Raw genomic sequence first — 13,105 nt, forward strand, 5'->3', positions numbered from 1 at the left:
GGTCTAGTCCTCGGAGATGCGGTTCGCGTGCTCGGTGGCTCCGGCGGACACGCCCGGCAGCGGGGTGCGGTCGAGCATCGCCTCGACGTCTTCGACGGCCATGATCTGGCCGGTGTCGGTGGAGAGCGGGTTGAGCAGGTCGTTCTGCACGGTGGCGCTCAGGCCGTCGAGCATGGCTTCGGCGTCGCTCACGACCGACTGGTCGCGGGTGTCGATGCCGTGGAGCAGCCAGCGCGCGATCTCGAGTTCGGCGTAGAGCCGGGCGCGCTTGCGCAGCTGCCGGTCGGCGGGCTTCGAGAGCGCGCGCTCGTAGCCCTCGTACACCCGGTCGGCGCTCTCCGCGCTCGACGCCGAGTTCAGCCAGTACAGGTCGAGCGCCGGATCGCCCACGCGCAGGCTCTGCCAGCCGAGCACCCCGGTGACGGTGTCGGACGCGAGCAGGAACGACTCCGGCGCGAGGGCCCCGTTGACGACCGTGGGCTGGAACTGCCAGAGTGCGCTGTCCTCCAGCGCGATCGACCAGCGGGTGAGCAGCTCCTTCGGCACCTTGCCGGTGGCGGCGGCCCGGTCGGCGAGCTTGCGCGAGGTGGCGGCCACCTGCGCGGCCGTGTGGGCGGTGAGCCCCGCATCCGACACCACCGAGGTGGGGAGCGAGTGGATGGCGGCGATCGCGCGCCCGATGGAGCCGGATGCGCTCTGCTCGCCGCCGATGTCGTCGAGCGAGCCGGGGTGCCCCGGGATGTAGTCGTAGACCACCGCCCGGGTCTCGCCGACCGGGGCCTGACCCTGCACCGAGGGGATGTGGAACGGGAGCCGCGAGCGCATGCCGGAGGTGAGCGCGTTGAGCGCCACGAGGTCGCGCGACTGCTCTGCCTCGGCGTCGGAATCGGTGGGGACCCGCACCACGTACTCGTCGCCTCCGCGCAGGGTGACCACGGCCGAATCGAAGCGGCCGGCGCTCCCGCTTGTGAGCGCACGGGTCGCGACGATGTCGGCTCCGGGCACGGCGGAGGTCGCGAGCGCGGCTAAAGTGAGGTGGGATCTCGCCATAGCCTCAAGGGTAGGGCGGCTTCGTCCGGCCGAGGCTTTCGCCACGCACGATTGGTCAACCATGTCACGCGCTTTCTCGTCAACGCTGCCTCTCTCGCGTCACCGGATCGATCGCGACCATGAGTCGCGTGCAGACACCGCTGCGCTCGACGAGCGGTGGCGCGGCCCGGAGGCGCGCGTGCTCGTGCTCCACCGCGGTCAGGCGCTCGCGCTCAGCGGCTCGAACGGCGATCACGACGGCTTCGGTCCGCGCGTGGCGCCGGTGGCGCATCCGGTTCTCGACCTGCGCCCGACGGCGTCGCTGCCGGCGCTCGCGCTCGAAGAGCTGGCGCAGGGCGGCGTGCGGCTCTACCTCGGCCGCTCGCTCGACGGTGACGACCGCGTCCCGGCGGGAGCGGCGTTGTTCGCGATCTCGGTGACGGATGCGGTGGCCGCCGCCCTGGAGTCGCCCACCTCGAGCTGGCTGAATCTGCGCATGGTGGCCGCCGACCTCGACGACGCGGCGGCCGGCTACTTCACGGAGGCCCTGGCGACCTTCAACTGGCATGCCACGCACACGCACTGCCCGCGCTGCGGCGCGGCCACCACCGCGGAGAGCGGCGGCTGGGTGCGGCGCTGCCCGGTGCAGGACATCGAGTTGTTCCCGCGCACCGATCCGGCCGTGATCGTGGGCATCGTCGACGCCGACGACCGCCTGCTGCTCGGGTCGAATGCCCTGTGGGAGAACAACCGCTTCTCGCTGCTCGCCGGCTTCGTGGAACCCGGCGAGTCGCTCGAGGCCGCCGCCGTGCGCGAGATCGCGGAGGAGTCGGGAGTCGTGATCGACGACCCGGAGTACGTGGGTTCGCAGCCGTGGCCGTTCCCGGCCTCACTCATGGTGGGCTTCATGGCCCGCGTGTCGGCCGAGCATCCGCCGGTGCTCCGGCCCGACGGCGACGAGATCCTGGAACTGCGGTGGTTCACCCGTGAGCAGATCGCCGACCCGGCGAGCGGCGTGCTGCTGCCGGGCTCGGCGTCGATCGCCCGGGCGATCATCGAGCGCTGGTTCGGCGGCCCGCTGCCCGAACCGGTGCCGGCCGAAGCGCGCGCGTGACCGATTCCGACGCCCTGCTCGAAGCCCTCGACCCGCAGCAGCGGGTGGCGGCGCGCTCCCTGCTCGGGCCCGTCTGCATCCTCGCCGGCGCCGGCACGGGCAAGACCCGGGCCATCACGCATCGCATCGCCTACGGGGTGGCGACGGGCGTGTACTCACCCAACCGGGTGATGGCCCTCACCTTCACCGCGCGGGCCGCCGCCGAGCTGCGCACCCGGCTGCGCCCGCTCGGCGCCGGCTCGGTGGCGGCGCGCACCTTCCACTCCGCGGCACTCGCCCAGCTCAACTACTTCTGGCCCCAGGTGATCGGGGGAGAGGCCCCGCGCATCATCGACAACAAGGCCAGAGCCATCGCCCAGGCCGCCGAGCTGCTTCGGCTGCGCGTCGACACCGCGACCCTGCGCGACGTCGCCGCCGAGATCGAGTGGCGCAAGGTGTCGAATCTGAGCGTGGCCGACTACGAACTGAAGGCGCGCACCGTGCGCACCATGCCGGCGAGCGTGTCGGTGGAGCAGATGATCGCCCTGCACGAGCGCTACGAGCAGCTCAAGGACGAGCGGCGGCAGCTCGACTTCGAAGACGTGCTGCTGGTGACGGCCGGCATGATCGAGCTGGAGCGCTCGGTGGCGATCCAGGTGCGCGAGCAGTACCGCTTCTTCGTGGTGGACGAGTACCAGGACGTCTCGCCGCTGCAGCACCACCTGCTGCAGCAGTGGCTCGGCGATCGGCGCGACCTCTGCGTGGTCGGTGACGCCAGCCAGACCATCTACTCCTTCGCCGGCGCGAGCGCCGAGTTCCTGCTCGACTTCGGCCGTCGCCACCTGAACGCCACGGTGGTGACGCTCGAGCAGAACTACCGCTCCACTCCCGAGATCATCACCGTCGCGAACCGTCTCATGCGCGGTCGCCCCGGTGCGCTCACACTGCACGCCGCCCTGCCGCCCGAGCCGGAGTCCGGGTCCGGGTCGGAGTCCGAAACCGTCGGCCCGGAGCCGGCCGTCTCAGCGGCGAGTGCCACGGAGGCACCCGGATCGCCGCCGGCGCCGGCGCTCGCCGCCGAGACCTCTTCGGGCACCGCCGCCATGCCGCTCGCCGCCGAGCCACGAGTCACCGCCTACAGCCACGACCTCGCCGAAGCCGAAGGCGTGGCCCGTGAGATCGCCGCACTCGTGGCCGCCGGAACCCCGCCGCAGGACATCGCCGTGCTCTACCGCGTGAACGCCCAGTCGGCCGTGCTCGAGCAGGCGCTCGCCGCGGCCGGGGTCGCCTACCAGCTCCGCGGAGCTACGCGCTTCTTCGACCAGCCCGACGTGAAGCGCGCCGTGATGGAGCTGCGCGCCGCCTCGGTGTCGATCGGCGAGGAGCCGCTCTTCAAATCGGTGAGCGACGTGCTCCGCTCTCGTGGCTGGGCTCAGGAGGCTCCCGAGGCCGTCGGCGCGCTGCGTGACCGCTGGGAGGCGCTGAACGCGCTGATGGGCCTCGCCGAGTCGATGCCGCCCGGCACCACCTTCCGTCAGTTCACCGACGAGCTGATGGAGCGGCAGTCGTCGCAGCACGAGCCCACGGTGCGCGCGGTGACGCTCGCCACCCTGCACTCGGCCAAGGGCCTGGAGTGGCCCGCGGTGTTCATCGTGGGCGTGGCCGAGGGACTGCTGCCGATCAGCTACGCCACCGGCTTCGAGGGCATCGACGAGGAGCGCCGACTGCTCTACGTGGGCATCACGCGAGCCCGGGAGCGGCTCGCGCTCTCGTGGGCGGCGATCGGATCACGCCGCAGCGGAGAACGTGCTCCCTCTCGTTTCCTGCCGGAGACCGGCATCCGCAGCGCGGATGCGCCCGGTGCTGCTCGACGCTGAGAGCCGCACCAGGCCCCGCGCCCGCCGGGCCGCCGCCGACGACCGCCCCGGCGCTTCCCGCGCCGTTGCCCGCGTCTGCATTGTCCGCCGCGCCGCTGCGCGCGTCTGCATTGTCCGCCGCGCCGTTGCCCGCGTCTGCATTGTCCGCCGCGCCGCTGCGCGCGTCTGCATTGTCCGCCGCGCTGCTGCGCGCGTCTGCATTGTCCGCCGCGCTGCTGCSCGCGTCTGCATTGTCCGCCGCGCTGCTGCCCGCGTCTGCATTGTCCGCCGCGCTGCTGCGCGCGTCTGCATTGTCCGCCGCGCTGCTGCCCGCGTCTGAACTGTCCGCCCGGGCGCTGCCCGCGCCCGCACTGTCCCCCACGACGCTGCCCGGGCCCGTGCTGCCGAAGCCTCGTCGCGGCAGACGCACCGCCGTCTCCGCCCAGCGGGCACCCTCGCGGTGCTCGACCAGAATCCGGCCGACGACGGCGGTCGCCGTGGCCACGCCGAGCGCATCGGCCGACGGCGCTTCGCGGAAGATCGCCTGAGCGGCGATGGCCGGCCAGGCGGGGTCGGCCTCGGCGCGCGCGAGCTCGAGGCACTCGGCGCAGGGGCCGCGGCCCGGTGACACCAGCGGCCCCACCCGGATCGACCGGTCGCCGAACTCCACCAGCAGATGCGGAACGTCGTCACGCAACCACGCCGCCGCCCGTCGCGGCGATGTCGCATAGTGGCTGATCACCACGGCGACATCCACCCGGGGTCGTTCCTGCCCCGCGTCGGCCGGCGCTGCAGCCGCAGCATTCGTCGCTGAGCCCGCGGAGCCTGCCGACCTCACGGAGCCTGCAGACCCTGCCGACCTCACGGAGCCTGTAGACCCTGCCGACCTCACGGAGCCTGTAGACCCCGCCGACCTCACGGAGTCTGCAGACCCTGCCGATCCCGCGGAGCCTGCCGACCCCGCTGGGCCTGCCGACCCCGCGGCGCGCCCGGCGCCGGTGACCCCCGTCGCCCGGGCGACCTCCGGCGCCTCCGCGAGCGATGCGCCCAGCCCGAGCACGAGCCGGGCGATCGCCTCCGCCGCCGGCCCGCGCCCGTCGACCGCCACGTGCCACCCCGCCAGCGGCGGGGGAGCCGGCCCCTCGTCGAGCACCGGCATCAGCTCGATCAGCAGCCGGTCGAGCTCCGCCTCGGCGAGGCCGCTCTCGGCCGCCACCGCCCGGAGCGCGGGCATCGCCACGCCGAGCGCGAGCGCGCCCAGGAACCGCTCGACGGGCTCGGTGACGCCGTCGAGCACCACGCTCGGCGCCTCGACCCCGAACTGCACGGAGTCGGGCGTACGCCAGACCATCGGATGATCGGGGTCGAGTCGGAGAACCATGCAGGAATCCTGCACCACGGGAGACCCCGGGAGCGGGTTGTCCACAGGCCCGGGTCGAAGTCGCCCTCATTCACAGCGCAGGCAGGAGGAGTTCCCCCCCAGCTCTCATCGCGAACCGCGACTCCACCACCCCGGCAGAACCCGCCAGCCTCACACGGGCGGCTGGTCGTCGCCCTTCGATTCCTCCGAGCGCAACAGGTCTTCGAGCGCCTGATCCATCTCGTCGGGCTCCGGAGCCCCCGCGAGCAGCCGCGCCACCAGGGCGGCCGGATCGTCGAGGTCGTCCGAGGTGGGCACCAGGTCGGGGTGCGACCACAGGGCGTCACGCTGCTCCTGGCCCACCGCATCCGTCACCGCCTGCCACATCGCCGCGGCATCGCGCAGCCGTCGCGGCCGGAGCTCGAGCCCGATCAGGGCGCCGAACGCCGACTCGGCCGGGCCGCCCGTCGCCCGGCGGCGGCGAACCGTCTCGGCGATGGCGTTCCAGCGCGGCAGCCGCGAAGAGGCCTGCGCCGTCACCACGTCGACCCAGCCCTCGATGAGGGCGAGCGTCGTCTCGAGGCGGGCGAGCGCGTGCTCCTGCTGCTCGGTCTTCGGCGGGATGAGCGCCCCGCTCGCCATGGCGCTCTGCAGCTCCTCCGGGTTCGAGGGATCGAAACTGCCGGCGAGCTCCTCGAGCCGGCTGGTGTCGATGGCGATGCCCTTGGCGAACTCGGTGATCGACGAGATGACGTGCAACCGCAGCCAGCGCGCGTGCCTGAACAGCCGCGCGTGCGCGAGCTCGCGGATCGCGAGGTAGAGCTGCACCTCCTCGATCGGGATGTCGAGGCCGTCGCCGAACTCGGCCACGTTCTGCGGCACGAGCACCGCCTGCCCCTCCTCGAGCAGCGGGATGCCGACGTCGCCGCCCGAGACCACCTCCTGCGAGAGCTGGCCCACGATCTGCCCCAGTTGCATCGCGAACAGCGTGCCGCCGAGGTTGCGCATCATCTGGCTCGCCCCGGCGATCATGCTCGCCATCTCTTCGGGCGCCTGGTCGCGCAGAACCTCGGTGAGCGCATCCGAGATGCTCACGGCCACCGGCTCGGCCAGCTGCGTCCAGACCGGCACGGTGGCGGTGGCCCACTCCTTGCGGGTCATCAGGCGCGGCGCGACCGCCGAGTCGGAGAGCGCGGTGACCTCGTCGAGCCAGAGCGAGGCCACGTGCAGCGCCTGGTCGAGCTGGGCCCGGCTCTGGTCGGTGATGGAGAGGCTCGCCTTGCCGGCGATCTCCTCCGCCTGGGTGCGGGCGGCATCCCAGTTCACGCCCTCGCTCGAGGACTGCATGGCGTTCTGCAGCTGCGCCATCAGCTGCGAGACCGCCGCGGGGTCGCTCGGCAGCCCGGCGGCGCTCGCCAGCTTCGACGGATCGATGTCGGAATTCCCCGAGAGGAACGCGCGCAGCATGTCGCGGAACTCGTCCTCGGGTTCGTCGCGGGGCTCGTCGCTCACGATGTGTCCTTCCTCGGCCGACAGGCCCGTCCGTGCCGGATTCGCGGCGGTTCCGCGTTCATCGGAACCTTTGTGCGGGCTGTCAGATAGTGCTTCTACGCTAACTCGTGGCCCGCCGCCCAGGCTGGGTTTTCGCATAAGCTTGACCGCCGAGCCGTGCGCCCGTGGCGAACACCCCGCCGGGTGCGACCGCCGGCAGCGTCGAGATCGCCCGCCGGGCGGTCCCGGAGCGCCCCGAGAGGATTTCGTGAGTCTGTTCGACACCGGCCGGCCGCAGCCGCGTGCCTCGCGCCGCAGCCGCGCCGGATGGACCGTTCTCCTCATCGGCCTGGTGCTCGCCCTCGTGATGAGCTTCGTGCCCGCCCCCTACGTGATCGAGCAGCCCGGACCGGTCTACAACACCCTCGGCACGCAGGAGCAGGGCGGCAAGGACGTTCCGCTCATCACCATCAGCGGCACCCAGACCTACCCCACCTCGGGCAGCCTCGACATGCTCACGGTCTCGGTGCTCGGCACGCGCGAGCAGCGCCCGTCCTGGGCCGAGATCTTCTCCTCCTGGTTCGACTCGAGCAAGGCCGTGGTGCCGATCGACAGCATCTACCCGCCGAACGTCACGACCGACGAGCGCAACCAGCAGAACGCGGCCATGATGGTCGACAGCCAGCAGGAGGCCGTCGCGGCGGCGCTCACCCAGCTCGGCATCGCGTACACCACGCAGGTGGCGGTCGCGGCCGTCGACCCGAGCGGCGCCTCGAACGGCGTGCTGAACACCGGCGACGTCATCGTCGAGGTGAACGGCACCGCGGTCCCGGATGTCGCGGCCCTGCGTTCCGCCCTCGCCGCCAACGGCACCAGCGCCCCGGCGAGCATCCTGGTGCAGCACTCAGACGGCACCCAGGCCACGGTGCAGATCACCCCGACGGTGTCGGCGGTGACGGATGCGCCGGCCCTCGGCATCGCGGCGAGCTACAAGTACACCTTCCCCTTCCAGGTCGACATCGAGCTCGACAACGTGGGCGGTCCGAGCGCCGGCATGATGTTCGCCCTCGGCATCATCGATCAGCTCACCCCGGGCGAGCTCAACGGCGGCCAGAACGTGGCCGGTACCGGCACCATCGACGCGGCCGGCGACGTGGGCGCGATCGGCGGCATCCGGCAGAAGATGTACGGAGCCCGGGATGCGGGGGCCACCTGGTTCCTCGCGCCGGCCTCGAACTGCGACGACGTGGTGGGCAACGTGCCCTCGGGGATCACCGTGTTCGCGGTGTCCACCCTCACCGACTCGATGAACGCCCTGAAGGCCATCTCCTCCGGCGGCGACACCTCGGCGCTGCCCACCTGCGACACGGTGCAGTCGACTCCCTGAGCCCGGTCGACTCCCCGACGAAGGGCAGGATGCTCTCAGCCAGCCTTGCCTAAGCTTCTGATGTCTAGGATTGACGGACAACGCACAGCGCTCACCCTGCAGCGCCAGCGCAACACAGGAACGAGCACAGAGGCCCCGTGACTTCCCCAGCAGCAGCTTCCCCGTCGGCGCAGAAGCCCGCCCGGCGTTCGAGAGTCACCCTCGCGATCGCGATCGCGATCGTCGTGGTGCTCGCCATCCTCTTCTTCGTGTTCTCCACGCTCTACACCGAGGTGCTCTGGTACGACCAGCTCGGCTTCCTCAGCGTGCTCACCACGCAGTGGGTCGCGGGCGCCGTGATGTTCTTCGTGGGCTTCCTGGCCATGGCCATCCCGGTCTGGGCGTCGATCGAGATCGCGTTCCGCTGGCGGCCGGTCTACGCCAAGCTCAACTCCCAGCTCGACCGCTACCAGCAGGTCGTCGAGCCGCTGCGCCGAGTGGCGACCTTCGGCGTTCCGGCGATCCTGGGCCTCTTCGCCGGCGTGGCCACCGCCTCCCGCTGGCAGCTCACCCTGCAGTACCTCAACCGCACCGCCTTCGGCCAGACCGATCCGCAGTTCGGCATGGACATCTCGTTCTACATCTACGACCTGCCGTTCTGGCGCGGGGTCGTGGGCTTCGCCTCCGCCGTGGTGATCGTGGCGGGCCTCGCCGGCATCGCCACGAGCTACCTCTACGGCGCCATCCGCTTCAGCCAGCGCGAGGTGCGCATCTCGAAGACGGCGCGCATCCAGATGGCCATCACGGCGGCCGTCTACCTGGCGCTCCAGGCCGTCAGCATCTGGCTCGACCAGTTCGCCACGCTCTCCAACAGTTCGGGGCTCATCACGGGGGCGTCGTACGCCGACGTGAACGCCACCATCCCGGGTCTCCAGATCCTCGCCGGCATCGCCGCCATCGTCGCCGTGCTGTTCCTCGTGGCCGCCGTCATCGGGCGCTGGCGCCTGCCCATCATCGGAACGGCGCTGCTCATCGTGAGCGCGCTCATCCTGGGCTCCCTGGCCCCCTGGGTGGTGCAGCGCTTCCAGGTCGACCCGAGCGAGCGCACGCTCGAGCAGGAGTACATCCAGCGCAACATCGACGAGACGCGCAACGCCTACGGGGTGTCCAACGTGGAGGAGACCTCCTACGCCGCCACCACCACGGCCGCGGCGGGGGCGCTGCGCAACGACGCCGCGACCACGGCGAACATCCGCATCCTCGACCCGGCGCTCGTCACCAAGTCGTTCCAGCAGCTGCAGCAGTTCCGGCAGTACTACCAGTTCCCCGACCACCTGAGCGTCGACCGCTACACGATCAACGGCCAGGTGCAGGATGCCGTCACGACGGTTCGCGACATCAACATCAACGCCCTGGGCTCCTCGGCCACCTGGTACAACCAGACGGTCGTCTACACCCACGGCTACGGCGTGGTCGCCGCCTACGGCAACCAGCGCTCGGCCGACGGCCAGCCCGTGTTCATGGAGTCGGGCATCCCCTCGGTGGGCGAGCTCGGCACCTTCGAGCCGCGCGTGTACTTCGGCGAGAACTCTCCGCCGTACTCCATCGTCGGCGGCCCCGAGGGCGGCTCGCAGGTCGAGCTCGACTACCCCTCCGGCACCGACGGCGCCTCGCAGACCTACACGACGTTCCAGGGCGACGGCGGGCCGAAGCTCGACAACATCTTCAAGCGCCTGGTCTACGCGCTGAAGTTCCAGTCGGAGCAGATCGTGCTGTCGGATGCGGTCAACAACGACTCGCAGATCCTCTACGACCGCGACCCCGCACAGCGTGTCTCGAAGGTCGCCCCCTACCTCACGATCGACTCGGCGCCGTACGCCTCGGTGGTCGACGGGCACATCGTCTGGATCGTCGACGGCTACACCACCTCGGCGAACTACCCCTACTCGAAGGTGCAGTCGCTCAGCCAGACCATCGCCGACACCTACACGCCTTCCCCGGCCTACCCCGTCGACGACATCAACTACATCCGCAACTCGGTGAAGGCGACGGTCGACGCCTACGACGGCAAGGTCACGCTCTACGCCTGGGACGAGAACGATCCGATGCTGCAGACCTGGCAGAAGATCTACCCCTCCACCGTCAAGCCGATCAGCGAGATGAGCGGTGCTCTGATGAGTCACGTGCGCTACCCCGCCGATCTGTTCAAGGTGCAGCGCTCGATCCTCGGCCAGTACCACGTGACGGATGCCGGCGCCTTCTACTCGCAGGAAGACGCGTGGACGACGCCGAACGACCCGACCTCGCCCTCGACGAACCCGACGCTGCAGCCGCCTTACTACCTCACGCTGCAGATGCCCACGCAGACCTCGCCGTCGTATTCGCTGTACTCGACGTTCATCCCGCTCTCGCAGCAAGGAGAGGCCTCCCGCAGCGTGCTGACCGGCTATCTGGCGGTGGATGCGAACGCCGGAAGCACCGCGGGCACGAAGTCGGACGACTACGGCACCCTCCGATTGCTCACGCTGCCGAAGGACGACACGATACCCGGACCAGGACAGGTCCAGAACAGCTTCTCCTCCGACCCGGGGGTGAGCTCTGCCCTCAACCTGCTGAGGCAGGGTGAGAGCCAGGTGATCAGCGGAAACCTGCTGACGCTGCCGGTTGGTGGGGGACTGCTCTACGTGCAACCGGTCTACGTGCAGTCGCGCGGCGAGACGAGCTTCCCGCTGCTGCAGAAGGTGCTCGTGTCGTTCGGCAACAAGATCGCGTTCGAGAGCACGCTCAACGGCGCGCTCGACTCCCTCTTCGGGGGCGATTCGGGAGCGCAAGCCGGTGACGGCAGTGTGACGCCCACGACGCCGGGCACCGGCGGAACGGGAGGCACCGATGGAACCGGCGGCACCGGCGGCACCGGGTCCACCGGCGGCGGGACGACCACGACCGGCAACCCCGCGGTGGCGGCTGCCCTCGCAGCCGCGCAGCAGGCGCTCACCGATCGCGACGCGGCCATGGCGGCGGGCGACTGGACGGCCTACGGCGAGGCGGACAAGCGCCTGAAGGATGCGGTCGCCGCGGCGATCACGGCAGCGAACGGCTGATTACATACCACGTCATAAAGGGAAGAATAGTGCCCGTAAGGCTGGTATTTCTTCACTAAAGGCAAGATAATGCCTTTATGGAGTTGAGTGAATTCAGCAGTGAGCTCGCGCTCACGAGCGAGGAGTCCGAGGAGCGACTGGGAGCGGGCATCCGTTCGCTGCGGCTCTCTCAGAATCTCGACCAGGCCACGGTGGCGGCGCGGGCGGGAGTCAGTGTGCGCACCGTGAAGAACCTCGAGGCGGGGCGGGGCTCGAGCGTGTCCACGCTGGTGCGGGTGGTACGGGCGCTCGGGCGGGCGGACTGGCTGGGCGAGCTGCAGCCGGAGGTGGCGGTGAGCCCGCTGCGGATGCTCGCGCAGGAGCGGCGCTCGGCGGCGCCGCAGCGGGCCTCGAAGCCGCGAGGGCGCGCCTCTGCCGCCCCTGCCGCGGATGCCGCGGGCACCGCGGCCGACCCGGCCCCGACCCGAGCAGCGGTGGCCGAGTGATGGCCTACACGCCCGTCGGCGTGATCGAGGTGCGGGCCTGGGACCGCCTGGTCGGCGCGCTCGCCCCCGACGCCCGCTCCGGGTCCTTCGCCTTCGAGTACGACCCGTCGTGGATCGGTTCCGGGGTGGAGCTCGCCCCGCTCAGCACGCCGCTGTCGCCGCGGGTGCGCGTCTACCCGGGGCTCCCCGAGGCCACCTACCATCGGCTCCCACCGTTCATCGCGGATGCGCTGCCTGACGACTTCGGCAACGCGCTCGTCACGGCGTACCTCGCCTCCCAGGGCGTGGACCGGCGCTCGATCACCGCGCTCGACCGCCTGGCCTACCTGGGCGGGCGCGGGATGGGGGCGCTCGAGTTCCGCCCCACGCGTGGCCCGCAGCGGCGCAAGCCCACGGCGCTCGAGCTCTCCGAGCTCGTCGTCGGTGCCCGCAGTGCGCTCTCGGGGCGCATCGAGGGCGATCAGGAGGCCGCCGCGGCGCTCTCCACGCTCATCCAGGTGGGCACCTCGGCCGGCGGCGCCCGGGCGAAGGCGATCATCGCGTGGAACCCGTCGACGGGGGAGGTGCGCTCGGGGCAGCTGCCCGCCCAGGAGGGCTTCGAGCACTGGATGATCAAGCTCGACGGGGTGGGCGCCGACACCGAGCTCGGCAGCAGCTCCGGCTACGGCCGGATCGAATACGCCTACTACCGGATGGCGACCGCAGCGGGCATCACGATGTCGCCGTCGAGACTGCTCAAGGAGAGCGGCCGGGCGCACTTCATGACAAAGCGCTTCGACCGCACGGGGGACGCGGGGGAGAAGGTGCACCTGCAGACCCTCTGCGCGATGGGGGAACTCGACTACAAGCAGCGGGGCACGCACGACTACGCCCAGTACTTCCAGGTCGTGCAGGCCCTCGGGCTCGGCGACGAGGCGCGCACGGAGGCCTTCCGGCGGATGGTGTTCAACGTCCTGGCACGCAACTGCGACGACCACACGAAGAACTTCTCGTTCCTGCTCGATCCTCCCGAGGCCGGGGGCGCGTGGCGGCTCGCGCCGGCCTACGACGTCACCTACGCGTTCAATCCGCAGGGGCAGTGGACCTACCAGCACCTCATGTCGGTGAACGGCGAGTTCGGGCGGATCACTCGCGAGGATCTGCTCGTGGTGGCCGATCGCTTCCAGGTTCCCGACCGCGCCGAGGTGATCTCCCAGGTCGTCGATGCGATCGCCGGATGGCGCGGATTCGCCGATGAGGCGGGCATCACGGCCGCCGATTCCGCGCGGATCGAGGCGACCTTTCCCGGTCTGTGACCGTGAGCATCCGAAACCCGTGATAGAGT

General features: G+C 70.8%; 8 protein-coding genes. 6 read left to right on the forward strand and 2 right to left on the reverse strand.

Going from position 1 to position 13,105, the window contains the following annotated elements:
• Nucleotides 1–3 precede the first annotated feature (3 nt).
• Complete coding sequence (locus tag VD659_RS13390) at nt 4–1,050, reverse strand: phosphotransferase (RefSeq protein ID WP_423261575.1); 1,047 nt, start codon at nt 1,048–1,050, stop codon at nt 4–6.
• 61 nt (nt 1,051–1,111) lie between these two features.
• On the opposite strand from VD659_RS13390, the gene nudC reads away from it, so the two are divergent.
• Nucleotides 1,112–2,143, forward strand: coding sequence for an NAD(+) diphosphatase (gene nudC / locus VD659_RS13395; protein ID WP_423261576.1), 1,032 nt, complete (start codon nt 1,112–1,114; stop codon nt 2,141–2,143).
• Nucleotides 2,140–3,999 (forward strand): ATP-dependent helicase, encoded by a 1,860-nt coding sequence (locus VD659_RS13400; RefSeq protein ID WP_423261577.1) that lies wholly within the window; start codon nt 2,140–2,142, stop codon nt 3,997–3,999. Before nudC ends, VD659_RS13400 begins: the two co-directional genes overlap by 4 nt.
• Nucleotides 4,000–5,509: 1,510 nt before the next feature.
• Here VD659_RS13400 and VD659_RS13405 read toward each other — a convergent pair.
• The gene (locus tag VD659_RS13405; protein ID WP_423261578.1) at nt 5,510–6,850 is read right to left on the reverse strand and encodes a zinc-dependent metalloprotease; all 1,341 of its coding nucleotides are present in this window, start codon (nt 6,848–6,850) and stop codon (nt 5,510–5,512) included.
• A 247-nt stretch (nt 6,851–7,097) separates the two neighbouring features.
• Here VD659_RS13405 and VD659_RS13410 point away from each other — a divergent pair, with 247 nt between their 5' ends.
• The 4 genes from VD659_RS13410 (at nt 7,098) to VD659_RS13425 (ending at nt 13,076) form a co-directional block, all read left to right on the forward strand.
• Nucleotides 7,098–8,216: a YlbL family protein gene (locus VD659_RS13410; protein ID WP_423261579.1), complete on the forward strand. Its 1,119-nt coding sequence runs from the start codon at nt 7,098–7,100 to the stop codon at nt 8,214–8,216.
• Between the two features lie 137 nt (nt 8,217–8,353).
• Nucleotides 8,354–11,296, forward strand: coding sequence for a UPF0182 family protein (locus VD659_RS13415; protein WP_423261580.1), 2,943 nt, complete (start codon nt 8,354–8,356; stop codon nt 11,294–11,296).
• A gap of 77 nt (nt 11,297–11,373) precedes the next feature.
• Nucleotides 11,374–11,781, forward strand: a complete 408-nt coding sequence (locus VD659_RS13420) for a helix-turn-helix domain-containing protein (RefSeq protein WP_423261581.1) — start codon at nt 11,374–11,376, stop codon at nt 11,779–11,781.
• A complete protein-coding gene (locus tag VD659_RS13425; RefSeq protein WP_423261582.1) occupies nt 11,781–13,076 on the forward strand; it encodes a type II toxin-antitoxin system HipA family toxin in 1,296 nt (431 codons plus the stop codon). The genes VD659_RS13420 and VD659_RS13425 overlap by 1 nt, the downstream gene beginning before the upstream one ends.
• The last annotated feature ends 29 nt before the right edge of the window (nt 13,077–13,105 follow it).

The sequence above is a fragment of the Herbiconiux sp. 11R-BC genome (assembly GCF_049472555.1).
Lineage (GTDB): Bacteria > Actinomycetota > Actinomycetes > Actinomycetales > Microbacteriaceae > Herbiconiux.

What these genes read in the sequence shown, in the direction of transcription:
- VD659_RS13390 (WP_423261575.1), bottom strand. Translation starts at nt 1,050, where the DNA reads ATGGCGAGATCCCACCTCACTTTAGCCGCGCTCGCGACCTCCGCCGTG.
- nudC (WP_423261576.1), top strand. Translation starts at nt 1,112, where the DNA reads ATGTCACGCGCTTTCTCGTCAACGCTGCCTCTCTCGCGTCACCGGATC.
- VD659_RS13420 (WP_423261581.1), top strand. Translation starts at nt 11,374, where the DNA reads ATGGAGTTGAGTGAATTCAGCAGTGAGCTCGCGCTCACGAGCGAGGAG.
- VD659_RS13425 (WP_423261582.1), top strand. Translation starts at nt 11,781, where the DNA reads ATGGCCTACACGCCCGTCGGCGTGATCGAGGTGCGGGCCTGGGACCGC.